17 protein-coding genes are annotated in these 22,550 nt (G+C 67.9%); 5 read left to right on the forward strand and 12 right to left on the reverse strand.

The window, feature by feature from the left end; translation table 11 throughout:
- Positions 1–47: 47 nt before the first annotated feature.
- From DWG18_RS01870 to DWG18_RS01885, 4 genes are all read left to right on the forward strand, one after another.
- Positions 48–1,058: a class I fructose-bisphosphate aldolase gene (locus DWG18_RS01870; protein WP_115644880.1), complete on the forward strand. Its 1,011-nt coding sequence runs from the start codon at positions 48–50 to the stop codon at positions 1,056–1,058.
- 193 nt (positions 1,059–1,251) lie between these two features.
- Entirely contained in the window at positions 1,252–2,313 is a 1,062-nt protein-coding gene (locus tag DWG18_RS01875) for an efflux RND transporter periplasmic adaptor subunit (protein WP_115644882.1), read from the forward strand.
- 106 nt (positions 2,314–2,419) lie between these two features.
- On the forward strand, positions 2,420–5,545 hold the full coding sequence (locus tag DWG18_RS01880; RefSeq protein ID WP_115644884.1) for an efflux RND transporter permease subunit: 3,126 nt from the start codon (positions 2,420–2,422) through the stop codon (positions 5,543–5,545).
- 66 nt (positions 5,546–5,611) lie between these two features.
- Positions 5,612–6,415: a TrmH family RNA methyltransferase gene (locus DWG18_RS01885; RefSeq protein ID WP_115644885.1), complete on the forward strand. Its 804-nt coding sequence runs from the start codon at positions 5,612–5,614 to the stop codon at positions 6,413–6,415.
- Here DWG18_RS01885 and DWG18_RS01890 read toward each other — a convergent pair.
- The 7 genes from DWG18_RS01890 to DWG18_RS15450 all read right to left on the reverse strand — a co-directional run bounded on the left by DWG18_RS01890 (position 6,404) and on the right by DWG18_RS15450 (position 16,765).
- Positions 6,404–7,636, reverse strand: a complete 1,233-nt coding sequence (locus tag DWG18_RS01890) for a sensor histidine kinase (protein WP_205289387.1) — start codon at positions 7,634–7,636, stop codon at positions 6,404–6,406. The genes DWG18_RS01885 and DWG18_RS01890 overlap by 12 nt on opposite strands.
- A 174-nt stretch (positions 7,637–7,810) precedes the next feature.
- Entirely contained in the window at positions 7,811–8,980 is a 1,170-nt protein-coding gene (locus DWG18_RS01895; RefSeq protein ID WP_115644887.1) for a methyl-accepting chemotaxis protein, read from the reverse strand.
- Positions 8,981–9,118: 138 nt separating this feature from the next.
- Positions 9,119–10,150 carry a chemotaxis response regulator protein-glutamate methylesterase gene (locus DWG18_RS01900; protein ID WP_255417418.1) on the reverse strand — a complete coding sequence of 344 codons (1,032 nt, stop codon included), beginning with the start codon at positions 10,148–10,150 and terminating at the stop codon, positions 9,119–9,121.
- 23 nt (positions 10,151–10,173) lie between these two features.
- Positions 10,174–10,785, reverse strand: a complete 612-nt coding sequence (cheD, locus tag DWG18_RS01905) for a chemoreceptor glutamine deamidase CheD (protein ID WP_115644889.1) — start codon at positions 10,783–10,785, stop codon at positions 10,174–10,176.
- Between the two features lies 1 nt (position 10,786).
- Entirely contained in the window at positions 10,787–11,671 is an 885-nt protein-coding gene (locus DWG18_RS01910; protein ID WP_115644891.1) for a CheR family methyltransferase, read from the reverse strand.
- A complete protein-coding gene (locus DWG18_RS01915; RefSeq protein WP_115644893.1) occupies positions 11,664–13,898 on the reverse strand; it encodes an EAL domain-containing protein in 2,235 nt (744 codons plus the stop codon). Before DWG18_RS01915 ends, DWG18_RS01910 begins: the two co-directional genes overlap by 8 nt.
- Before the next feature lie 212 nt (positions 13,899–14,110).
- Positions 14,111–16,765: a methyl-accepting chemotaxis protein gene (locus tag DWG18_RS15450; RefSeq protein WP_240318571.1), complete on the reverse strand. Its 2,655-nt coding sequence runs from the start codon at positions 16,763–16,765 to the stop codon at positions 14,111–14,113.
- Between the two features lie 146 nt (positions 16,766–16,911).
- Between DWG18_RS15450 and DWG18_RS01925 the strand changes: the two genes are divergently transcribed.
- Complete coding sequence (locus DWG18_RS01925; RefSeq protein ID WP_115644895.1) at positions 16,912–17,346, forward strand: energy transducer TonB; 435 nt, start codon at positions 16,912–16,914, stop codon at positions 17,344–17,346.
- 729 nt (positions 17,347–18,075) lie between these two features.
- Here the strand turns inward: DWG18_RS01925 and DWG18_RS01930 are convergent.
- The 5 genes from DWG18_RS01930 to DWG18_RS01950 form a co-directional block, all read right to left on the reverse strand.
- The gene (locus DWG18_RS01930; protein ID WP_115644897.1) at positions 18,076–18,564 is read right to left on the reverse strand and encodes a chemotaxis protein CheW; all 489 of its coding nucleotides are present in this window, start codon (positions 18,562–18,564) and stop codon (positions 18,076–18,078) included.
- 24 nt (positions 18,565–18,588) lie between these two features.
- On the reverse strand, positions 18,589–20,562 hold the full coding sequence (locus DWG18_RS01935) for a chemotaxis protein CheA (RefSeq protein WP_115644899.1): 1,974 nt from the start codon (positions 20,560–20,562) through the stop codon (positions 18,589–18,591).
- Between the two features lie 21 nt (positions 20,563–20,583).
- Complete coding sequence (locus DWG18_RS01940) at positions 20,584–20,949, reverse strand: response regulator (RefSeq protein ID WP_115644901.1); 366 nt, start codon at positions 20,947–20,949, stop codon at positions 20,584–20,586.
- Entirely contained in the window at positions 20,946–21,245 is a 300-nt protein-coding gene (locus tag DWG18_RS01945; RefSeq protein WP_115644903.1) for an STAS domain-containing protein, read from the reverse strand. Before DWG18_RS01945 ends, DWG18_RS01940 begins: the two co-directional genes overlap by 4 nt.
- 537 nt (positions 21,246–21,782) lie before the next feature.
- Complete coding sequence (locus DWG18_RS01950) at positions 21,783–22,550, reverse strand: chemotaxis protein CheW (protein WP_115644905.1); 768 nt, start codon at positions 22,548–22,550, stop codon at positions 21,783–21,785.

Below are 22,550 nucleotides of genomic sequence, written 5' to 3' on the forward strand. Positions count from 1 at the left end.
CCCGGCCGGTATAATGCCGGCCCCTGTATTCCAGCGCGCACGGACCCATGAGCATCGAACAGCTTGCCGAGACCGCCCAGGCGATGGTTGCCCCGGGCAAGGGCATCATCGCGATCGACGAATCCAACGCGACCTGCGCCAAGCGCTTCGCGGGCGTCGGCATCGAGAACACCGAGGAAAACCGTCGCGCCTACCGCGAGCTGCTGCTCACGGCGCCGAACATCGGCCAGTACCTGTCGGGCGCCATCCTGTTCGACGAGACGATCCGCCAGTCCACCAAGGACGGCGTGCCGTTCACCGAGGTCATGATGCAGAACGGGATCATCCCCGGCATCAAGGTCGACAAGGGCCCCGTGCCGCTGGCCGGCTTCCCCGGCGAGGTCGTGACCGAAGGCCTCGACGGCCTGCGCGGCCGCCTCGAGGAGTACTACAAGCTCGGCGCGCGCTTCGCGAAGTGGCGCGCGGTCATCAACATCGGTGACGACATCCCCACCGGCACCTGCATCGAGGCGAACAGCCACACGCTGGCGCGCTACGCCGCGCTCTGCCAGGAGCAGGGCCTGGTGCCGATGGTGGAACCCGAGGTGATCATGGACGGCAGCCACGACATCGATACCTGCTACGAGGTCACCGAGGTCGTCCTGCGCTCGCTGTTCGGCGCGCTGTACGAGCAGAACGTGATGCTCGAGGGCACGATCCTGAAGGCGTCGATGGTCATCCACGGGACACAGTCGCCGGAGAAAGCCTCGATCGAGGAAGTCGCCGCTGCGACGCTGCGCTGCCTGAAGTCGACCGTTCCAGCCACGCTGCCGGGCATCGTCTTCCTGTCGGGCGGCCAGTCCGACGCCGACGCGACCGCACACCTGAACGCGATGAACGCCGCCGGCCCGCACCCGTGGCCGCTGTCGTTCTCGTACGGCCGCGCCATGCAGCAGGCCGCGCTGAAGCTGTGGTCGCAGGACATGCAGGGCAACTATGCGAAGGCCCAGCAGACCGTGTTCGAGCGGGCCCGCGACAACGGCCTCGCCGCGCTCGGCCAGTGGCAGGCCGCAGCCTGACGTCTCGGCCGATCGTGATTCGGAGACGCCGGCCTTGCGCCGGCGTTTTCATTTCCGGCGCGCGCGGCCGGTGCGTTGACCGCCGCCGTGCAACACCGAGGTTCCAAACGCGTCACCCCATCCAGTACCGATGACACGGGTGGTAACACGGGCGCTGGCTAGAATTCCCGGTCCCCCCGCTGTTCGGATCCGCATGCGAGCGATTCTGGTGTTCCCGGCCCTCGTGGCGGCCCTGGTCCTGACGGGCTGCGGCGACCGGGCGAACGCCGCCAAGGAAGGCAGCAAGGGCGGCGGCGATCGTCCGGTCGCGGTGACGACCGAAGTCGTCCGTTCCCAGCCCTTCGTCGACACGCTTCAGGCGCTCGGCACCGTCCGCGCGCGCGAATCGGTGACCGTCACCGCGAGCGTGTCGCAGAAGGTCGCGGCCGTGCATTTCGACAGCGGGCAGATGGTCAAGGCCGGTGCGCCGCTGATCACCTTGGTGGTGCAGTCAGAGCAGGCGCAGCTGCGCGCCGCGGAGGCGGCTGCGAAGGAAGCGACCGATCTGTACAACCGTCAGGCCTCGCTCGCCGACCAGCAGCTGGTCGCGCGTTCGCAGCTCGACACCCAGCGCGCTACGCGCGATGCCGCCATCGCCCGCGTCGCGCAGATGCGCGCGCAGCTGGCCGACCGCGTAATCCGCGCGCCGTTCGCGGGCGTGCTCGGCCTGCGCCAGGTCAGCCCGGGCTCGTTGGTCACGCCGGGCACGGTGATCACCACGCTCGATGATCTGTCGACCGTGTACGTCGATTTCCCAGTCCCGGAAACGCAGCTGGCCCAGGTGTCGCCCGGCGAATCGCTGACCGGTCACGCCGCCGCATATCCAGGCCGCAGTTTCGACGGCACGGTCGCGACGATCGATGCGCGCATCGATCCCAACACGCGCGCCGTCACCGTGCGCGGCCAGTTCCCGAATGCCGATCGCGCGCTCAAGCCCGGCATGCTGCTGCAGGTCGACGTCGCGCGTGCCGAACGTCCCGCGCTACTGATTCCGGAGATCGCAGTCGTGCAGGTCGGTGACGACACCTATGTCTATCGCGTCAAAGGCGGTGCCGCTGAACGCGCCGACGTCAAGGTCGGCACGCGCGTGAACGGCCGCGTCGAAATCGTCTCGGGCCTCGCGGCCGGCGACACCATCGTCGTGGACGGCACCGGCAAGTTGAAGCCGGGTGCGAAGATCAAGGACGTCTCGAAGGCGCCGCGCAAGGTCGCGTGACGTCGCGCCTAGTGCGCGCCGCGGCCGCGTTGCGGCATCGCCCACGGATCGGGTGCCTCCTGTTTTCCCCGCCCGCGCGTAATCGCGCCGAGCCCGAGCTTCCGCGATGAACCTGTCCGATCTCTCGATCCGCCGCCCCGTCTTCGCGACCGTGATGAGCCTGCTGCTCATCACGCTGGGCGTGATGGCGTTCAGCCGCCTGACGCTGCGCGAACTGCCCGCGATCGATCCGCCGGTGGTGTCGGTGGACGTGACCTACCCGGGCGCGTCGGCGAGCGTCGTCGAAACGCGCATCACGCAGGTATTGGAAGACGCGCTGTCGGGGATCGAAGGCGTGGAGTCGATCGACTCGCGCAGCGTCAACGGGCGTTCGTCGATCTCCATCGAATTCACGCTGTCGCGCGACATGGAAGCCGCCGCCAACGACGTGCGTGACGCGGTGAGCCGCGTGACCGATCGCCTGCCCGAGGAGGCGGACGCGCCGCAGATCGCGAAGGTCGAGAGCGACGCCGACCCGATCATCTGGCTCAACATGAGCAGCAAGACGATGAACTCGCTGCAGCTGTCGGACTACGCCGACCGCTACATCACCGATCGTCTGGCCGCGCTGGAGGGCGTCGCCCAGGTGCGCATCGGTGGCGAGCAGCGCTACGCCATGCGCATCTGGCTCAACCGCGATGCGATGGCTGCACGCAACATCACCGTCGACGACATCGAGAGTGCGCTGCGTGCCGAGAACGTCGAGCTGCCCGCTGGCCGCATCGAATCGCAGACGCGCGACTTCACGCTTCGTGTGGCGCGCAACTACCAGAAGCCGGTCGACTTCGCGCAGATCCCGCTGAAGAAGGGTAGCGACGGCTACGTGATCCGCCTCGGCGACGTTGCTCGCGTCGAGCTCACCACCGCCGAGCGCCGCGCGTACTACCGCAGCAACGGCGAGAACAACATCGGCCTCGGCATCATCAAGACGTCGACGGCGAACAGTCTGGACGTCGCGCGCGCCGCGCGTGCGGCCGCCGACGAGATCCGTCCGACACTGCCGGCCGGCACCGACATCTTCGTCGCGTTCGACACCACCACGTTCATCGACGCCGCGGTCGACCGCGTCTATCACACGCTGGCCGAGGCGATCCTCCTCGTGCTGATCGTGATCTGGCTGTTCCTCGGCAGCTTCCGCGCGGCGCTGATTCCGGCGGTGACGGTGCCTGTCTGCCTCATCGCCGCGTTCATTCCGCTCTACGCGTTCGGCTATTCGATCAACCTGCTGACGCTGCTCGCGCTTGTGCTGTGTATCGGACTGGTGGTCGACGATGCGATCGTCGTGCTGGAAAACATCCAGCGACGTGCGGATCTCGGCGAACCGAAGCTGGTGGCGGCGGCGCGCGGCACCAAGCAGGTCGCGTTCGCCGTCATCGCGACGACGGCGGTGCTCGTCTCGGTGTTCCTGCCGATCGGTTTCATGCAGGGCAATACCGGGCGTCTGTTCCGCGAGCTGTCGGTCGCGCTGGCGGGTGCCGTCGCGTTGTCGGCATTCGTCGCGCTGACGCTGACGCCGATGATGTCGTCCAAGCTGGTGCGTCCGCACAGCGAGGAGAAGTCGAATCTGGCGACGCGCTGGGTGAACAACCGGCTCGAGGGCGTGAGCCTGCGTTACCGCCGCTTCCTCGATCGCTCCGTGGACCGCCCGTGGATGTTCGGCGCGCTGATGATCGCGGCGCTCGCAGCGAGCTTCGTGCTGTTCAAGATCGTGCCGTCGGAGCTCGCGCCGGCGGAAGATCGTGGCTTCTTCCAGGTGATGATCACCGGCCCCGAGGGCGCCGGCTTCGACTACACCGTGGGTCAGGTGCAGCAGGTCGAGAAGATCATCGCGTCGCACACCGGCGACGGAAAGACCATCGCGCGCTACAACCCGCGCGTTCCGGGCGGCTTCGGCGCCAGCGAGGAAATGCACACGGGCCGCATCGCGGTGTTCCTGGAGGACTGGGACAAGCGCAAGGCCAGCACGGCCGACGTCGCCGACAGCCTGAAGAAGGAGTTCGCAAAGCTGCCGGGCGTCAAGGTGGCGGCGCAGGTGAGCGGCGGACTCGTGCGTTCGCGCGGCCAGCCGGTGAACATCGTGCTTGGCGGTCCCGACTACGCGCAGCTGGTGAAGTGGCGCGACGCGCTGCAAGCGCGCATGGAGCAGAACCCGGGCTTCTTCGGCGTGGATTCGGACTACAAGGAAACGCGCCCGCAGATGCACGTCGAGATCGATCGCGGTCGCGCCGCCGATCTCGGCATCAGCGTGACCGACATCGGCCACGCCCTCGAAACAATGATGGGCAGCCGGCGCGTCACCACGTTCGTGCAGAACGGCGAGGAGTACGACGTCATCGTGCAGGCGGACCGTGTGGCGCGTGCGTCGCCGGCCGATCTGCAGCAGATCCAGGTGCGCGCGCGCGACGGTGCGCTGGTGCCGCTGTCCAACCTCGTCACGCTCAAGGAAATCGCCGAGCCCGGCAGCCTCAATCGCTTCAATCGCCTGCGTGCGATCACGATCAGCGCGGGTCTTTCGCCCGGCTACCGCATGGGCGACGCGATCAAGTTCCTCGACGATGCGGTCAAGACCGAGCTGCCACCCGAAGCGCAGATCGACTGGAAGGGTGAGTCACGCGAATACCAGCAGGCCGGCGGCGCCGTCGTGTTGACGTTCGCGCTCGCACTGCTCGTCGTGTTCCTCGTGCTCGCCGCGCAGTTCGAGAGCTTCATCCATCCGCTGGTGATCATGCTGACCGTGCCGCTGGGCGTGCTCGGTGCGCTGCTGGGCATCTGGATCACGCACGGCACGCTGAACCTCTTCAGCCAGATCGGCATCGTGATGCTGGTCGGTCTCGCGGCGAAGAACGGCATCCTGATCGTCGAGTTCGCCAACCAGCTGCGCGACGAAGGCCGCACGATCCATCAGGCCATCGTCGAAAGCGCGAGCGTGCGCCTGCGGCCGATCCTGATGACTTCGATCGCGACCGTGGTCGGCGCGGTGCCGCTGGTGCTCGCCGGCGGTCCCGGCTCGGCCAGCCGCGCCGCGATCGGCGTCGTGGTGATCTTCGGCGTCTCGTTCTCGACGCTGCTCTCGCTGTTCGTCGTCCCGGCCTTCTATGTGCTGCTCGCGAAGTACACGCGCTCGCCGGAGGCTGTGTCGCACGAACTGGAGGCGCTGGAAGCCAGTACGCCGCAGGTCAGCGGCCACGCGTGAGGCACCGGCGGCCACGGCCGGTCCCGCATCGACGACAATGGCACCCGTGAATCACGAGCCGCGCCCATGAACCGACCGTATCCCCCGCATGGGCGACCGCCTCGCGACGACGCGCCCGAGCGCGCGGTGCGCGACGAGGTGCGGCTGTACGGGCTCAATGCAGTGCGCGCGGTATTCGCGCGGCGGCCGGAGGCGATCCGCAAGGTCTACCTCGCCGAAGCGCGCATTCCGGCGTTGCAGCCGCTGCTGAAGTGGTGCGTGGCGAATCGCGTCGGCTATCGCGTGGTCGACGACATCGACCTACAGAAGCTCGCCGCGAGTTCACACCACGAAGGCGTCGTCGCTGACGTGCTGCGCGATGCGCCGATGCCGCTGTCGACCTGGCTGCGCGATCTGCCGGCGGGTCCGCAGTGCGCGCTGTGGCTGGACGGCGTCGGCAATCCGCACAACCTCGGTGCGATCCTGCGTTCGGCCGCGCATTTCGGCATTGCCGCGCTGCTCATTCCGAAGGAGTCGACGCTGTCGCTGTCCGGCGCCGCCGCTCGGGTGGCGGAGGGCGGGGCGGAGTCGGTGCCGATGGTGCGCTTGGGTCGCGCCGACAATTCGCTCGCGCAGCTGCGAGGCGCAGGTTTCCGCCTTGCCGCGACGCTGGTGCACGGTGGCGACGACCTATTTGTCGCGCCGTTGCCCGAGCGCCTGGTGTATGTGATGGGCGCCGAAGGCGAGGGCATGGATCGCGATTTCGCGGCCGCATGCGACCTGCGCGTGTCGATTCCGGGCAGTGGCGCGGTCGAAAGCCTCAACGTCGCCAGCGCGACGGCGGTGCTGCTCGCCGAATGGCGGCGTCGCGTCGGGCGTTCAGCCCTGTAAAACGCCGACCCGCGCGTCGCTTTCCTGCGGCAGTGGCAGCACGGCTTCGACCGTCGTGCGTCCCGGGCGGCTGTCGAGTCTCAACGCGCCGCCGACCAGCCGCGCGCGTTCGCGCATGGTGATAAAGCCGAGCCCGGCGCGATGGTCGGCGGGAATCCCGCGACCGTCGTCCTCGATGCGCAGGCGCAGTTCCACGTCGTCGCACTGGAGATGCAGCGCGACGCGACCGGCGCTCGCATGGCGCAGCACATTCGTGAGCGCCTCCTGCGCGATGCGGAAGCACGCGAGTTCGACGTCGCGCGGCGGGCGGCAATCGAGCGGCGGAATGTCGAGTTCGATGCGGGGCAGCTCACTGCGGAACAGCGCGCCGGCCTGCCAACGCAGTGCGGCTTCGAGACCGAGTGCGTCGAGCTGCGGCGGACGCAGCAGCAGCGAGAGGTCGCGCAGCTTCGCGACCGTCTGATCGGCGATCTGGCCGATCTCGTGCGCGGTTTCGGTGACGACGGACGTACGCGGCGGATCGGGTTCGTGCATCAGCGAGCTCGCACATAGCTTGATCGCGGTGATCGCCTGGCCGATGTCGTCGTGCAGCTCGCGCGACAGCGACGCGCGCTCGTCTTCCTGCACGCTCATCAGGCGACGCGTGAGGGTTTCGAGTTCAGCGCGCTGCCCGTCGAGGCGGGCGGCCAGTGCGCGATCCGCGCCGAGATCGGTGAACTGCACGAGGCGCAGCGTCGCACCGGCGAGCACTGCATCGCGTGCACAGACGCGCGCTTCGAAGGGACCGTTGCCGCGCCGACGCAGCAGCGCGTCACGGTCCCCCGGTGTGCCGTCGAGGATCGCGCGTGCGTCATCGCCGTCGACGAACAGCGTAGCGGGGTCGATGACGCCGACTTCGCCATCCCCGAGCCCCAGCATTTCCCGCGCCGCGGGATTGGCCGCGTGCAGCCGGCCATCGACCACGAGCAGTACACCCTGCGGGAGCGTCGCGGCGAGGTCGAGCAGGGAGCGTTCGCAGTCGGCGGCGGGATCACCGGTCGACTCCAGCGCCCGTCGCATCGCGGACGCCGCGAACGCGGCCGCGGCGAGCACGCCGACCGAGACCGCGGCACCGGCGCGGAGGTCAAGGTGCAGGGCGTAGGGCACGCCGAGGGCGATGAGCAGCACCGGCGCCAGATGGAGCGCGGCCTGCACAGGGGAGCGGTGCGGGGGCACGTCCATGGGCATGGCGGGAGTGTGCCCAGCCCGCGTCGAGGCGTCGACCCCGGGCGGCATTGGACGTTCGGCCGGCGTTCGGCCGCGCGAAGGCCCTAAAAACGATCGGGGCCGCGCACCGGTGTGTCCGGCGGCGGCCCCGAAGGGTGTCGCGATCAGGCGCGGATCTGAACAGCTCGATCAGAACAGCTCGATGCCGCCTGCATCCATGGACTGCTGCATCACCGGCTTGTGCGGCGGGCGTTCCCACTCGCCGCGCATCGAGGCGATACGCTGGGCGATCTGGCCGAGCGCGCGCTGCACTTCGACGTCGTGGTGCGGACGATGCAGGAGTTCCTGCAGCGCAACGGCTTCGCGGTTGATGGAAGCCAGGCGATCGAGGTGCACGTTCGCGGCGCCGAGGGCCTGCGTCGCGATGTCTTCGAACTGCAGCGAACGCACCGCTTCGCCGACGGAGCCATCGATCGAACGACCGCAGTCGGAGATCTCGCGCATGCCGTTGCTCAGCGAGCGGTTGATGCCTTCCACGCGTTCCAGCATCGACGCCGCTTCGCCACGTGCGCTGCGGGCACGGTCCATGTCGCGCGAGGCCATCATCGTCACGGTGTCGCGCACCTTGGCGATCGCGTCCTTCGACGAATAGGCGAGCTTGCGGATCTGCTCGTTGAACGCCGTGCTGCGCTCGGAGAGGTTGCGCACTTCGTCGGCGACGACCGCGAAGCCGCGGCCCGCTTCACCGGCGCGCGCCGCTTCGATGGCTGCGTTGAGCGCGAGAAGATTGGTCTGGTCGGCGATCGACTTGACGTCTTCGAGCAGCGCGAAGATGCCGTCGAGGTGCTCGGCCATCGCATCGATGTGCGTGACCGTGTGGCTGCTCTGGCCGGACACGGCCTCGAGCGCTTCGACGAGCTGCTCCATCTGCTGGCTGGCCTGCACCGCGAAGCGCTGCACGTCGACGCCGCCGCCGTTGTCACCGGTGCGGTCGACGATGCGCGCCACGATCTGGCTCTGCTCGCGCGACTTGCGGTTGACGGCCTCGAAGCTCGTGCCCAGCTTGGCGACGGACTCGCGGATGAGGTCCTTGGTGCGGTCGAGTTCGTGCTTGCTGCCGCTGATCTCGGTCGAGACGAAGGAGCGCAGCTCGTCGAGCACGCGGGTCTGCTCGCGGATCATCGAGATCTGCTTGCCGCCGCTGTGGCTCATCGACCACGCGAAGGCGAGCCAGGCGCCGAACATCGCGACGAGCGCGCCCCATCGCACGGCGGCCGGCCAGTCGAGGCCCACGGCGAGCATGACGAGGAAAGTGAGCGCGACCGGCGCTGCGATTCGGATGAGTACGCGGGAGTCCATCTCGGCTCTCTGGAAGAGGGTCAATTGCGATAACGGCACTGCGGGATGCGGCTTTAGTGGTGCATGTCGCGAATTTCGACGTGCTACCCGCGTATCGCGGCGCCGTAACGCCGCACGCGGTCGAACGGATGAATCGGTTCAGTCGCGATCGGTCGCGGCCAGCAGCCGCTGCGCCACATCGCCGAGCGGGACCACGTCCTGCGCGGCACCCCGCGCGACCGCCGCACCGGGCATGCCCCAGACCACGCTGGTGGCCTGGTCCTGCGCGATCGTCGCGGCACCGGCATCGCGCAGCTTCAGCAGGCCGCGCGCGCCATCCTCACCCATGCCGGTCAGCAGTGCCCCGGCGGCGTTGCGGCCGGCATGCGCGGCGACCGAATCGAACAGCACGTCGACGCTCGGACGGTGGTTGTTGACCGGCGTGTCTTCGCTGACGCGGCACAGCCAGCGCGCGCCGCTACGCTGCACGCGCAGATGCAGGCCACCCGGCGCGACGTAGGCATGCCCCGGCATGATCTGCTGGCCGTCTTCGGCCTGCAGCACGGTCATCTTGCTGTTGCGGTTGAGGCGTTCGGCGAACGGCGCGCTGAACTGCGCGGGGATGTGCTGTGCGATCACCACCGCGGGCGCGTCGGCCGGCATCGCCGACAGCACTTCGCGGATGGCCTCGGTGCCGCCGGTGGACGCGCCGATCGCGAGCAGGCGGTCGGTGGTGCGATACGACGTGATCGCCGCATTCGCCGGGCGCGGTTCGATGCGGGCGACGCGCGCGTGCGCGGCGGCATGCACCTTCTCGCGCAGCACGGCCGCGTACTCGTTCATGCCGCGCGCGACGTCGATGCTGGGCTTGGGGACGAAGTCGACCGCGCCGAGCGCGAGTGCGTCGAGTGTGACCGTCGCACCGGCCTGCGTCAGTGACGACACCATCACCACGGGCATCGGCCGCAGGCGCATCAGGTTCTGCAGGAAGGTCAGGCCGTCCATGCGCGGCATTTCGACGTCGAGCGTCAGCACGTCGGGATTGAGCTGCTTGATCTTGTCGCGCGCGATGAACGGATCGGCTGCGGCGCCCACGACATGGATGCCCGGGTCCGCGGACAGCAACTCCGTCATGAGCTGACGGATGAGCGCCGAGTCGTCGACGACCAGCACGCGGACCGGTCGGCCGATGGCCGCCGCCGTGCCCAGAGCACTCACGAAAACAGTTCCACGCTGCCGGCGACGGGCGTATGCGACAGCCGGCCGTACAGGGCGCGCTCGGCCTTGACGATTTCCTCGTCGCGCGTGACCGGCAGGTGCCGGACCAGCGCTCGGCCGGTCTGCACGAAGAAGCAGACCTTGCGGGGATGGATGTCGCCCAGGTCGCGGGCGACGATCGGAATGTCTTCGGCGCCGAGGTAATCGACCACGAAGCGCGCATTGCGCGTGCCGATCGGATCGCTGGTGAAACCGCGCAGCACGTTGCCGCCGCCGAACACTTTCGCCTGCAGGCGCGAACGGCGTGCGCCGCGCTTGAGCAGGTCGTTGATCAGCAGTTCCATCGCGTGCGCGCCGTAGCGCGCACTGCCGTCGGACTTCGCGGCCATCGACGCGGGCTCCGCATCCGGCAGCATGAAGTGGTTCATGCCGCCCACGCCGAGCGCCGGGTCGTAGATGCACGCGGCGACGCACGAGCCGAGCAGGGTGACGATCGCCATCGCATCGCCGCTGACGCGGTAGTCGGCCGGCAGCAGGCGATAGGCGTGCGTCTGCAGCGCCTCGTCGTAGTAGGTGCCGGGATCGGCGATGGCGAGCGCGGCCCCCACGTCAGCGCCGCGGCATGTAGATGGTGCGGCCACAGCCGGTGAACAGGTCGGCGGCGTGGTTGAAGCTTTCCGAGTGGCCCGCGTAAAGGCGGCCGTCGGACGACAGTAGCGGGCGCATGCGAGCCAGCACCTGGTACTGCGTCGGCTTGTCGAAATAGATCATCACGTTGCGGCAGAAGATCGCCGTCAATCCGGGCACGACGCCATAGCTCGGATCGAGCAGGTTGAGCGGCTCGAACTCGACGAGCTCACGAAGCGCCGGCTTGACCCGGCACTGGCCCGCGTTCGGCCCGCTGCCGCGCTGGAAGAACGTCTGCTTGCGCTCTTCCGAAAGATTCGCGATGCGATCGATCGTGTAGACGCCGCGTTCGGCCGTCTCCAGCACCTGCGTGTCGATGTCGGTGGCGAGGATGCGCACCGGTGGCGTCATCGTGCCGAAGGCTTCGCAGGCGGTGATCGCGAGCGACCACGGCTCTTCGCCGGTCGACGCCGCCGAGCACCAGATGCGCAACGGTTCGCTGCCGCGCTGGCGTGCATGCACTTCGCGCAGCTGGGCGATCAGCGCTTCGAAGTGGTAGGCCTCGCGGAAGAACGAGGTGAGGTTGGTGGTCAGGCAATTCACGAACGCCTGCCACTCATCCGCGTCGCCACGGAATTCGAGCAGGTCGAGGTAGTCGCCGAAGCGCGTCAGTCCGTGCGTGCGCAGGCGGCGGACGAGGCGGCTGTAGACCATGTCGCGCTTGTGCGGCCCGAGCGAGATGCCCGCGCGCTGGTGGATCAGCTTGCAGATGCGCGCGAAGTCGCGATCGTCGAACTCGAAGGCGCGTTCGAGCGACGCGCCGACGGGGAGTTCTTCGCCCCGGCGGCGCACGGATGCGTCAGCCATCGTGCTGCTCCGTGAGCAGCCATGGCGCCTGCATCGGGTTCGACGTCTGCGCGGCCAACCACTTCTCGAAGGCCTGCGGCGCGAGCGCGGGCGAGTACAGGAAGCCCTGTGCCGCATTGCAGCCGATGCCGCGCAGCAGTTCGGCCTGCGCGTGGTTTTCCACGCCTTCCGCGGTGACGTGCAGTTCCATGTTGCGCGAGATCAGCACGATGGAGCGCACGATCGCGGCGTCGCCGCGGTTGTCGAGCATGTCGCGCACGAAAGAGCGGTCGATTTTGACGCGGTCGATCGGGAAGCGCTGCAGCATCGACAGCGACGCGAAGCCCGTGCCGAAGTCGTCGAACGAGAGCTTGACACCGCGGTCGCGCAGCGACGCCAGCGCACGCGAGGCATTGTCGTCCGGCTTCAGTGCGATCGTCTCGGTGATCTCGAGTTCGAGCTGCTCGGCCGGCAGGCCGGTCTCGCGCAGCGCTTCGTCGACGTCGTGGCGCAGGTCGGTCTCGTGCACCTGGCCCGGGAACAGATTGATACTGATCGCGATGCGGCGACCGCCGACTTCCGGCCACGAGGCCGCGTCACGGCAGGCCTGGCGGATGATCCAGCGGCCGACATCGTTCGCGAGTGCGCTGCCGGCGAGCACGTCGAGGAATGCGGCGGGCGCGAGCAGCCCGCGCTCCGGATGGCGCCAGCGCAGCAGTGCTTCCGCGCCGAAGGTGAAGCCGTTGGCGAGGTCGATCTGCGGCTGGTAATGCAGCTCGAATTCGCCGCGCGCGAATGCGCGACGGAGTTCGACTTCCAGCAGGCGACGGTCGATCACTTCGCGGCGCATGCCCAGGTCGTAGCGGCACCACTGCCGGCCGCCGCGCGCCTTGGCCTTGTACAGCGCGAGGTCGGCACGTGCGATCAGCTCGCTCGCGTTCGGCAGGCTGTCCTCGCTGTGCAGGTCTTCGCGCACGGCGAGGCCGACGCTGGCCTCGAGATGGATCGGCGAACCCGTCACGTCCATGGGCTCGTTGACGGCGAGCAGCATGCGTTCGAGATGCACCGGCAGGTCGACGGTGTCGATGTCGGTGAACAGCACGCCGAATTCGTCGCCGCCGAAGCGGCCGACCTGCGCGTTCGCCGGCAGCGTCATGCGCAGGCGTGAGGCCGTGGCCTGCAGCACGATGTCGCCGGCCGCGTGGCCCAGCGTGTCGTTGATGGTCTTGAAGTTGTCGAGGCCGAGCAATGCGAGCGCGACCGGCGTTTCGGTCGCTTCGAGTCGCGCGGTCAGCGCTTCGACGAGTGCGGTGCGGTTGGGCAGGCCGGTCAGCGCGTCGTACAGCGCGAGCTGGCGCAGCGTGGCCTGCTGCGCCAGATCGTCGGTGATGTCACGCAGGATGATCGCTTTCCCGTGACCCTGGCCGAGACGCCACGTGCAGCGCGTCGCTTCCAGCGCACGCACGTCGCCGTTCGGGCCGAATGCATGCAGGCGACACTGCGGCGCGCGGCCGAGCAGCGCATCGCCATCCTCGGCGTGCAGCCACGTGTGCGAGGCGAGCGCGTCGCTCTGCAGCTGCGAGGGAAACAGCACTTCCACCGGCATGCCGCGCATGCGGCGACCGCGAATTCCGAACAGCAATTCCGCCGCGCGATTGGCGAGGGTGACCTGGCCATGTTCGTCGGTGACGATCATGGCGCTGAAGCCGGCCTGCATGATCTGCGTAGCGATGCGGTTTCGACGCTGCAGGCGGTGGCGCTCGATCAGGCGTTCGCCGAGGCCCGCAACGCGCGTCAACGCCTGCACGACGTCACGACCGGCCGCGGCGCGCGCGCTGCGATCGGCGATCGCCAGCGTGCCGACATGACGGCCGTGTTCACCGAGCAGCGCCTGCGCGTGCAGGAAGCGAATGCCCGGATAGGCGGCGACGACCGGTTCCGACACGAAGCAGGCGTCGTCCGCGGCGTCGGGCACGGTCAGGCGGGGCACTTCGGCATTGAGCGACGCGCCGAGTGCGAGCAGCGCGGTGTCGAGGCTGGCGTCGAGTCCGAAACGGGCGACCACGCGCGGCCGTGCCTCCCCATCGGACAACGCGATCCACGCGAATGGCGCATCGGCGACGCGCGCGGCGAGCGCGACCAGGTCGTCGAATTCCTCGCCCCACGCGTACGCATCGAGCGGAGCGTCCGCCGCGAGCGGCGACGACACGTCGAGGGAGTCGTTCGCGGGGGAGGGAATGAGCGCCATGGAGATCCTTCGATGATTCGTCCTGCGCAGCCGTGCGACACGGACCTGCGCCATTGGTTTAACGGCGATTGGCGGGACGACTTGAACGAAGCAGGCCGCATTCGGCCACGCGAAATGCCGAAGCGGTCACGTGTCGGGCAGGCCGCTGGTCGGCCGCCCCAAAACACGAACGCCGGCACGAGGCCGGCGTTCGCATCGACGGGGCAGGGCCGTCAGAACTCCTGCCAGTGCTGCTCGCCGTTGCTCTTGGCGGTGCTGCGACGCGCCTTCGGGGCGACGACGCTGGCGGCCTTGGCGACCGGTGCGATGTGCGCCTTCGCCGGCTCTGCCGCACGCGCCAGCGCCGCGCTGACTTCGGCCTGCGCCTCGTCGAGACGGAAGGCGGCAACCGTTTCCACCAGCTGCACGGCCTGCTGCTCGAGCGAGCGGGCGGCGGCGGAGGCTTCCTCGACCAGCGTGGCGTTCTGCTGGGTCGACTCGTCCATGTGCAGGATCGCCTGGTTCACCTGCTCGATGCCGCTGGTCTGCTCCTGCGACGCCGCGGAGATGTCCGCGATGATGTCGGAGACGCGCTTCACGCTCGTCACGATCTCCTGCATCGTCTGGCCGGCCTGGTCGACCAGCTGCGTGCCTTCGCCGACCTTCTCGACCGAGTCGTTGATCAGGCCCTTGATCTCCTTGGCAGCCTGCGCCGAACGCTGCGCAAGCGAGCGCACTTCGGAGGCGACGACCGCGAAGCCGCGGCCCTGCTCGCCAGCGCGCGCCGCTTCCACCGCCGCGTTGAGCGCGAGGATGTTCGTCTGGAAGGCGATGCCATCGATGACGCTGATGATGTCGACGATCTTGCGCGACGCCGCGTTGATCGCGCCCATCGTGCCGACCACCTTGCTCACCACCGTGCCGCCCTGCTGCGCGACGTCGGCCGCGCCGATCGCGAGCTGGTTGGCCTGGCGCGCATTGTCGGCGTTCTGGCGGACCGTGCTGGTCAGCTCTTCCATCGACGACGCGGTTTCTTCCAGCGACGCAGCCTGCTGTTCGGTACGCGCCGAGAGATCACTGTTGCCCGAGGCGATTTCGCCCGCAGCGGTGTTGATGAGCTGGCTGCCCATGCGGATCTGGCCGACGATGCCGGACAGCTGCTGCACGGTGCGGTTCGCATTGCGTGCGAGGTCGCCGAACTGGCCCGGCAGATTCTCGTCCGCATGCTGCGTGAGGTCGCCGTCCGACACCGCGGCCAGCAGCGAACCCACTTCGCGCACGCCGTGGTCGGCGCTCTGCATCAGCGTGTTGAGGTTGGCGACCATCTCGGCATAGATGAACTCGTAGGCGTCGGCATTGCCGCGCTTGCTGAAGTCGCCGGCGACCGCCGCGTCGACCAGCGTCTTGATTTCGCCGGTGACCTTGAGCATGCCCGCCTTGACCGCGTCCATCGACTCGGTAATGCGCGCTTTCTGGCCCGGATAGCGGTCGATGTCGCGCGACAGGTCGCCCTTGGCGTACTGGCCGACGAGGTCCATGACCTTCATCTGCACGTCGATGTGCGAGCCGACCAGCGTGTTGAGGTCGTCGGCCATCACGCCGTACGAGCCCGCGAACTGGTCCGCGTCGATGCGGTAATCGATGTTGCCCGACTCGTGCTGGTTGAACATGTCCTGCTGCGCCTTGGCGAAGCCGCGCAGCGCGCCGACCGCGTTCTCGATGCTGTCGCCGATGACGCGCAGCTCGTCCTGGCTGTCCACGCCGACCTTTTCCGGGAACTGGCCCGCAGCCAGCAGCTCGGACGCGTTCTTGATCTTCGCCAGCGAGTCGCGGGTGCTACGGCTGAAGCCGAGGAACAGGTAGGCCGCCACGCTCAGCGACAGAAGGACGACGAGGATGACCGAGAGCGTCTTGTTGCGCACCGCGGCAATCTGGTCGGCGGTGGTGTCGTCGAGCGAGGCGAACATCGCTTCGGACGCCTTCTGCACTGCCGCGCGCATGGCATCGTTGTTCGCAGCCATCGCCGGAATCGGCATGTCCTGCGTTTCGGCGTCGACCACGTTCTTCTGCACGAACGCCTTGTTGCCGTTGATCGCGGCGATCGCGGCCTTCAGTGCGGGCGACACCTTGGTCGCATTTTCCTTGTCGAACCGGGTCAGCTCTTTGTGGTCGAGGTCGATGCGGTCGAGCAGGAACTGCTCCATGTTGCCGGCGGCGGCGAAGCTCGCGCGGTCATCGGCCCAGATCGACTGCTCGCCGAGCACGTGCACGGCGGTGAGGCCGTAGCTCGAACTCGCTTCGCCGAGCAGCGGCAGCCAGTCGACGACGGCGCGGCTCGAGTAGAACGTGGCCGGATTGGAAGACAGGCTCAGGCCACTGGTGACGTCGATCTGCTTCACCAGCAGGCGCGCCTGGCGCAGCGCCTCGGTGTGTGCGTCGACCATCTTGGCCGCGTCGGTTCCAGGCTGCAGCGCCTTCGCCCAGGCCGCCTTGAACGTGGCGATCTGCGCGTCGAGCGGCTTGCCGCTGAGGCGGTCGTCCTGCCACGCGGAGACTTCGGTCAGCGCCTTGTCGATGGCGGTCTGCGCCGAGGCCATCGCTTCGGCCGACACCGGCACCTTGTAGAGCTGGCGCATCGCCAGCGCACGGTGCAGCTGCATCGCAGCCATCGCATCGTCGAGCGAGCGGATCGGCTTCGACGCACTCGCCGCGAGCTTGGCGGCGGACATCTCCGTGTAGGCGGACTTGGCGATGAAGCCCGTCAGCACGGTGCAGGTCAGCACGAACGCGGCGCCGATGACGATGGCCTTCTGGGTGAAGCGGAGCTTCGACATCAGGCGCGTGGCGGGTGCGAGGGCCCGGTCGGCGAAAGAAGAGTTGAAACGCATGACAGCCTCGGCGGTAGACCCTTCGTGGGTCGGCTACGTGCGTCATCGGCTTCGCGGGGTTGAACTTTAGTGATCCGCGTCGGACTTCCGGCGCGTCGGAAAACCCGCGCCGGTGCGGCGGGGCGGCCGACAGGCGGCGTTATGCGATGCGCATCAAGAACCTGCAGATCCGGTCGCTGGATTCGGCGCGCGGCGCTCAAGAACACCGCGCCATGGCCGTTGTCGGGGTCACGGCGCCACGTACGCGCCGCGTCATCCGTGTCAGGAGAAAAATAATGAACCGTTCCTTCGCGTTCGCGATCGCGTTGGCCATGGGCGCAGCGCTGCCGGCCCAGGCTGGCGACCTTCAGCCCATCAAGCGTGTCGAGCCGGCCTACCCGCCGGAGGCCGCCCGCGCCGGTACGACCGGTTACGTCGACGTCGAGTTCGAAGTCGATCCGAGCGGCAAGGTCGCTGCGGTGTCGGTCGTCAGCGCCAAGCCGACGCGCACGTTCGAGCAGTCCGCCGTCAAGGCCGTCCGCCAGTGGCAGTTCGCACCGGGCGGTGGCAAGGGGAAGGTCCGCCTGAACTTCTCGCTGTAAGGCGTCGGTTCGGCGTCACAGGGCGCTGGCTGCGGTTGGCGCTCGCGGGGCCGGTGTTAGCCGGATCCTGCAAGAACCCTTGGCCGGTCGCGAAAGTGACCGGTTTTTTGTGCGTGGGGTTTGGGTGTTTGTCGTCGAGCGACTGGTCACTCTTGCGGGGCCTGAGAGCCGTGCGATGCCAAACTCGAAACACGCGCGTTTCAGTTGCTTCGACTGACGGGCTCGTTTCGAGTCGCTAGGTCAGCTAGTACCCAAGGGCTGGATCGCATCGCGTATTGCGGGGGCTTATGGGCCGCGTTTACGCCGATGTCAAAGGCGTTACGTCCGTTGGCGCGGCCGAGTTACTTTTCTTTGCTGGTGCAAAGAAAACATAACCAAAAGAAGGCGCTTTCCTCGACGAATCTACAGCTCGCGACGTCGAGCTCCTCTCGATCGCCACACTCGGCATCCTTCGGCCCGCCGGAGCGCGGCGGGCGCTCACCGGCGCGCGAACCTACGGTTCGCAGGCGGCGCCGGATCGCCAAGTGGCGACGGCCGACATCGTGTCGGCCGGCCCTTCGGGGTCTCTACGGTTTGCGTCGCGAGTCGCCGCTCTCGTAAGGGCAGAAGCTCGCTATCCGTGGCGGCGGACTCCTGATGACGGCAGCCTGGAATACTTCGTCGGCTGCGCTCGAACAAAAAAGGCCGCCGTTTTTCACGGCGGCCCTATTGCTTGTGACGTCGCTTGGCTTACGCCGCGATCGCCTGCTCGACGAGCCCCATCTCTTCGCTCGTCATCAGCCGTTCGATGTCGAGGAGGATCAGCATGCGTTCGTCGACCACGCCGAGGCCGGTGAGGAACTGGCGGTCGATGGCGGAGCCGAGGTCGGGGACGGTGCGGACCTGCGAGGGCTCGAGGCGCAACACGTCGCTCACGCCGTCGACGACGATGCCGATCGTACGTCCGGCGACGCTGAGCACGATCATCACTGTGGTGTCGTCGTAGGTCGCGTTCGACAGCTGGAACTTCAGGCGCATGTCGACGACGGGGACGATCAGGCCGCGCAGGTTGATCGCGCCCTTCACGAAGTCGGGCGCGCCCGGCAGGCGCGTGACCTGGTCGTAGCCGCGGATCTCCTGCACCTTCAGGATATCGACGCCGTACTCCTCGCTGCCGAGGGTGAACGTGAGGTACTCGTGGTCGGTGATCGCCGCGACGTCTTGGTTATCGGTGCTCATGATGCGTTCCTGTGACTGCGCGGTTTACGCCGCGTCCTTCATGCGGATGTGCTGCGCGAGGCCGTCGGCGTCGACGATCAGCGCGACGCGGCCGTCGCCGAGGATCGTCGCGCCGGACACGCCCGCCACCTTGCGATAGTTCGATTCGAGGTTCTTGATCACGACCTGCTGCTGGCCGATGAGTTCGTCGACTTCCAGCGCGATGCGCTTGCCTTCGCTCTCGACCACGACGGCGATGGAAGGTGTGTCGAGCATCGCGCAGGTGCCCGGGCCGAACCCGTACTGCTCGGACAGGTTGACCATCGGGATGTAGTCGTCGCGCAGGCGCAGTACGCGATCGCCCCCACCAATCGTGCGGACTTCGTCGTCCTTCGGCTGCAGCGATTCGATGACGACGTTGAGCGGTAATACGAACACTTCGCTGCCGACCGCGACCGTCATGCCGTCGAGGATGGCGAGCGTGAGCGGCAGGCGGATGGTCATCGTCGACCCCTTGCCCGTCACGCTGCGGATGTCGACGCTGCCACCGAGCGCCTGGATGTTCTTGCGCACTACATCCATTCCGACGCCGCGACCCGACACGTCGGTGAGCTTGTCGGCGGTGGAGAAGCCGGGGTGGAAGATGAGTTCCCACACCTGCGCGTCGGTCGGATTTTCGGCGAGCGGAAGATTGCGCTCGATCGCCTTCGCGAGAATCTTGTCGCGATTGAGGCCGCGGCCATCGTCGGTGACTTCGATGACGATGTGCCCGCCCTGGTGCCTTGCGGTGAGCGAGATCGTGCCCGTCTCGTCCTTGCCCGCAGCGCGACGATCCTCGGGCGACTCGAGGCCGTGGTCGATCGAGTTGCGGATGAGATGCACGAGCGGATCCACGATCTTCTCGATCACGCCCTTGTCGAGTTCGGTCTGCTCGCCGACCGTCTTCAGGCGCACCTTCTTGCCCAGGCGCGTCGCGAGATCGCGGACCATGCGCGGGAAGCGCGAGAACGCGAAGTCGACCGGCAGCATGCGGACGGACATCACCGCTTCCTGCAGGTCGCGCGAGTTGCGCTCGAGCTGGTTGATCGCAGCGAGCAGGCCTTCGAACTGCACGGGATCCAGGCCTTCCGCGCGCTGCTGCAGCATCGCCTGGGTGATCACGATTTCGCCGACGAGGTTGATCAGTGCGTCCACCTTGGTGACGGCCACACGGATCGAGCTCTCGGCGCCACCGCCGCTGGCGGTCGGTGCATGCGCGTCGTTCGACGCCGCGGTCTCGACCGCGACCGGCGCGACGTCGACGTCAGCGACTTCGGGTTCGACCGCCTCGATCACGAGATCGCACTGGTCTTCCACCCACGCGAACACGTCGTCGATGGCGGCGCGCTTGACGGTGCCCGGCAGTTCGAACGACCAGCCGAGATACGCATTGACCGGATCGAACGCGCCGAATTTCGGCAACGTGTCTTCGAGGCAGACGATGTCGCGCGCGCCGAGGTCGGCGAGTTCGCGCAGCATGCGCAGCGGATCGTTGCCGCTCATGAAGAGCGACTCGAACGGACGGAAGTGGATGCGCCAGCACTCGGGGCCGTCGCTCTTCGGCTTCGCGGCCGCGGCGGTCGGCATCGGCGGCGCGACGCCGGTGAGCAGCGTGTCGAGCTCGCGCTTGCTGGCGTCGATCGCCGGCTGGTCGAGCGCGCCACCGCTTTCGGCGTACTGCAGCATGCCGCGCAGCACGTCCACGGACGTGAGCAGCACACTCACCGCGGCGGAATCGAGATGACGCTTGCCGGCGCGTGCTTCGTCCAGCAGCGTTTCCATCACGTGCGTGAAGTCGCTGATGTACTTGAAGCCGAACGTGCCGGCGCCGCCCTTGATGGAGTGGGCGGCACGGAAGATCGCGTTGATGGTGTCGGCGTCGGAACGACCGGACTCCATGCCCAGGAGGCCGGACTCCGCGATGTCGAGACCTTCGCGGCTTTCCTCGAAGAACGCCGCGTGGAACCGGCTCATGTCCATGGGGACAAAACTCCTGCCGGCTTAGCCGAGGACCTTGCGGACCGTGGCGAGCAGCTGCTCCGGATCGAACGGCTTCACGAGCCAGCCGGTCGCGCCCGCGGCGCGGCCTTCCTGCTTCTTCTCCGGGCCCGACTCGGTGGTGAGCATGAGCAGCGGGGTGAAGCGGTAGTCGGGCAGCTGGCGCAGGTTGCGGATCAGCTCGATGCCATCCATGCGCGGCATGTTGACGTCGGTGACCACCGCATCGAAACGCTTGGTCTTCGCGATGTCGAGCGCGGCCTGGCCGTCCTCGGCTTCGCTGACGTTGTAGCCACCCGACGACAGGGCGAACGCGACCATCTGCCGCATGGAGGTGGAATCGTCGACGATCAGCAGTTGCGCGCTCACGCAGTTTCTCCGTTTACAACTTCAGTGTTTTCGACGCCCAGGCTCACCGCGAGCGCGAGCTGGCGCGCGGCATTGACCAGGGCAGGGGATGCGAGGGTGAAAACCGTGCGGCGACCGGCGCCCGCGCGATCGCGCACGAAGGCATGCAGCAGCTGCAGCCCGGCGGCGTGCACGCGCTGCACCTGGTCGGCGACGATCGAAACGGGTTCGTCGTCTTCGAGATGGGGCAGCAGCACCTGCTGCAGATCGCCCACGTGCTCGATGCCGAGATCGGATTGGAGGCTCAGTTCGGTCATGACACGCCTCGCCGCGGAAAGGGTTACGACCGGTTTAACGGCCTCGGCGCGGGTGACTTGAGGTGCGCGGGGTGGGGGTGTTGTGGGAGCCCGGTCGCAGTTCGTTGCGGGCGTGGGGCCGGGTGGCCTGGCCTCAGGCCGGGCCGCGCTGGTGCGGCGGAATGCGGTCGTCTGCAAGCGAGACACCCGTCGCGTTGCTCCGCGGATGAAGCGACACCAAAGGCGTTTCGTCCGCTGACGCGGCCGAGGCACTTTTCTTTGCTGGCCCAAAGAAAAGTCCCCCAAAGAAAGGGCCTTCCTTGACGGATCTACAGCCCGCGATCGGCGAGTGCGTCGCGATCGCCACAGTCGGCAACCTGCCTCGGGTGGCGACGGCCGACGTCGTGTCGGCCGCCCCTCCGGGGTCTTCACGATTGGCGATAGCCCTCGATGCTTTCCGAAGGCTAGAGAAGCTGACTGAAGGGCTGTCTCGGGAGCTGCGCGGCCGCTGACGGCGTCGAAAGCGGAGCAGAGCTGCTCCTCGATCAACCGTAGTGCTCAGTCAAACAACGCATCCGCATCCAGCAGCACCGTCGGCGCATCCGTCACACGCGCCACACCGAGCGTCGGCCCGGGATCCGCGCCCAGCAGCGGTGGTTCGACGTGTTCGCGTTCGAGCGACACCACGTCCTCGACGCAGGTCACCAGCACGCCGATCAGCTCGTCGTCGCGCTCGATCACCACCACGCGCGAACGCTCCTCGATGTGCACGGAGCCGACGTCGAGCCACAGCCCCAGGTCGAACACCGGCACGATGCGACCGCGCAGGTTCATCACGCCCAGCACCGAATGCGCGGCGCCGCGCATGGCGACGACCGGCGCGACGCGGACGACTTCCTGCACCCGCAGCAGTTCGAAAGCGTACGAGTCGTTCGCGACGCAGACGCGCAGCCAGCGGTTGCCGCCGGTCGCGGTACGTGCACGGCCGGGCGGTGCGGCGACCGGCACGCGCGGAATCGGTGCGATCGGTGCCGTGGCGGCGAACGCTTCCAGCGACGGCAGTGCACGCGCGGGCGACGGCGCGGGGGCCGGATGCACGACCGGCGGCTCGATCGGCGCGACCACCGATGCGACGAACGCGGGCTCGATCGCGTCGTCGAACGCGGCCGTTTCGACCGGCGAAGGGCTCTCGATCGCTTCGACCGCGCGCATCAGGGCTTCGGGTTCGAGCGCCGCGGGCGATGCCGGCAGGTCCGCAGCGGCCACGGCCGCAGGAGCGGGCTGGGTGCCGAGCAGTTCGTCGAGATAGGCGTCGATGGGGGCCAT

The sequence above is a fragment of the Lysobacter sp. TY2-98 genome, from assembly GCF_003367355.1.
Classification (GTDB): domain Bacteria; phylum Pseudomonadota; class Gammaproteobacteria; order Xanthomonadales; family Xanthomonadaceae; genus Cognatilysobacter.

What these genes read in the sequence shown, in the direction of transcription:
- DWG18_RS01910 (WP_115644891.1), bottom strand. Translation starts at nt 11,671, where the DNA reads ATGGCTGACGCATCCGTGCGCCGCCGGGGCGAAGAACTCCCCGTCGGC.
- DWG18_RS01885 (WP_115644885.1), top strand. Translation starts at nt 5,612, where the DNA reads ATGAACCGACCGTATCCCCCGCATGGGCGACCGCCTCGCGACGACGCG.
- DWG18_RS01890 (WP_205289387.1), bottom strand. Translation starts at nt 7,636, where the DNA reads ATGGACGTGCCCCCGCACCGCTCCCCTGTGCAGGCCGCGCTCCATCTG.
- DWG18_RS01925 (WP_115644895.1), top strand. Translation starts at nt 16,912, where the DNA reads ATGCGCATCAAGAACCTGCAGATCCGGTCGCTGGATTCGGCGCGCGGC.
- DWG18_RS01915 (WP_115644893.1), bottom strand. Translation starts at nt 13,898, where the DNA reads ATGGCGCTCATTCCCTCCCCCGCGAACGACTCCCTCGACGTGTCGTCG.
- DWG18_RS01945 (WP_115644903.1), bottom strand. Translation starts at nt 21,245, where the DNA reads ATGACCGAACTGAGCCTCCAATCCGATCTCGGCATCGAGCACGTGGGC.
- DWG18_RS01895 (WP_115644887.1), bottom strand. Translation starts at nt 8,980, where the DNA reads ATGGACTCCCGCGTACTCATCCGAATCGCAGCGCCGGTCGCGCTCACT.
- DWG18_RS01950 (WP_115644905.1), bottom strand. Translation starts at nt 22,550, where the DNA reads ATGGCCCCCATCGACGCCTATCTCGACGAACTGCTCGGCACCCAGCCC.
- DWG18_RS01930 (WP_115644897.1), bottom strand. Translation starts at nt 18,564, where the DNA reads ATGAGCACCGATAACCAAGACGTCGCGGCGATCACCGACCACGAGTAC.
- DWG18_RS01875 (WP_115644882.1), top strand. Translation starts at nt 1,252, where the DNA reads ATGCGAGCGATTCTGGTGTTCCCGGCCCTCGTGGCGGCCCTGGTCCTG.
- DWG18_RS01880 (WP_115644884.1), top strand. Translation starts at nt 2,420, where the DNA reads ATGAACCTGTCCGATCTCTCGATCCGCCGCCCCGTCTTCGCGACCGTG.
- DWG18_RS15450 (WP_240318571.1), bottom strand. Translation starts at nt 16,765, where the DNA reads ATGCGTTTCAACTCTTCTTTCGCCGACCGGGCCCTCGCACCCGCCACG.
- DWG18_RS01870 (WP_115644880.1), top strand. Translation starts at nt 48, where the DNA reads ATGAGCATCGAACAGCTTGCCGAGACCGCCCAGGCGATGGTTGCCCCG.
- DWG18_RS01935 (WP_115644899.1), bottom strand. Translation starts at nt 20,562, where the DNA reads ATGGACATGAGCCGGTTCCACGCGGCGTTCTTCGAGGAAAGCCGCGAA.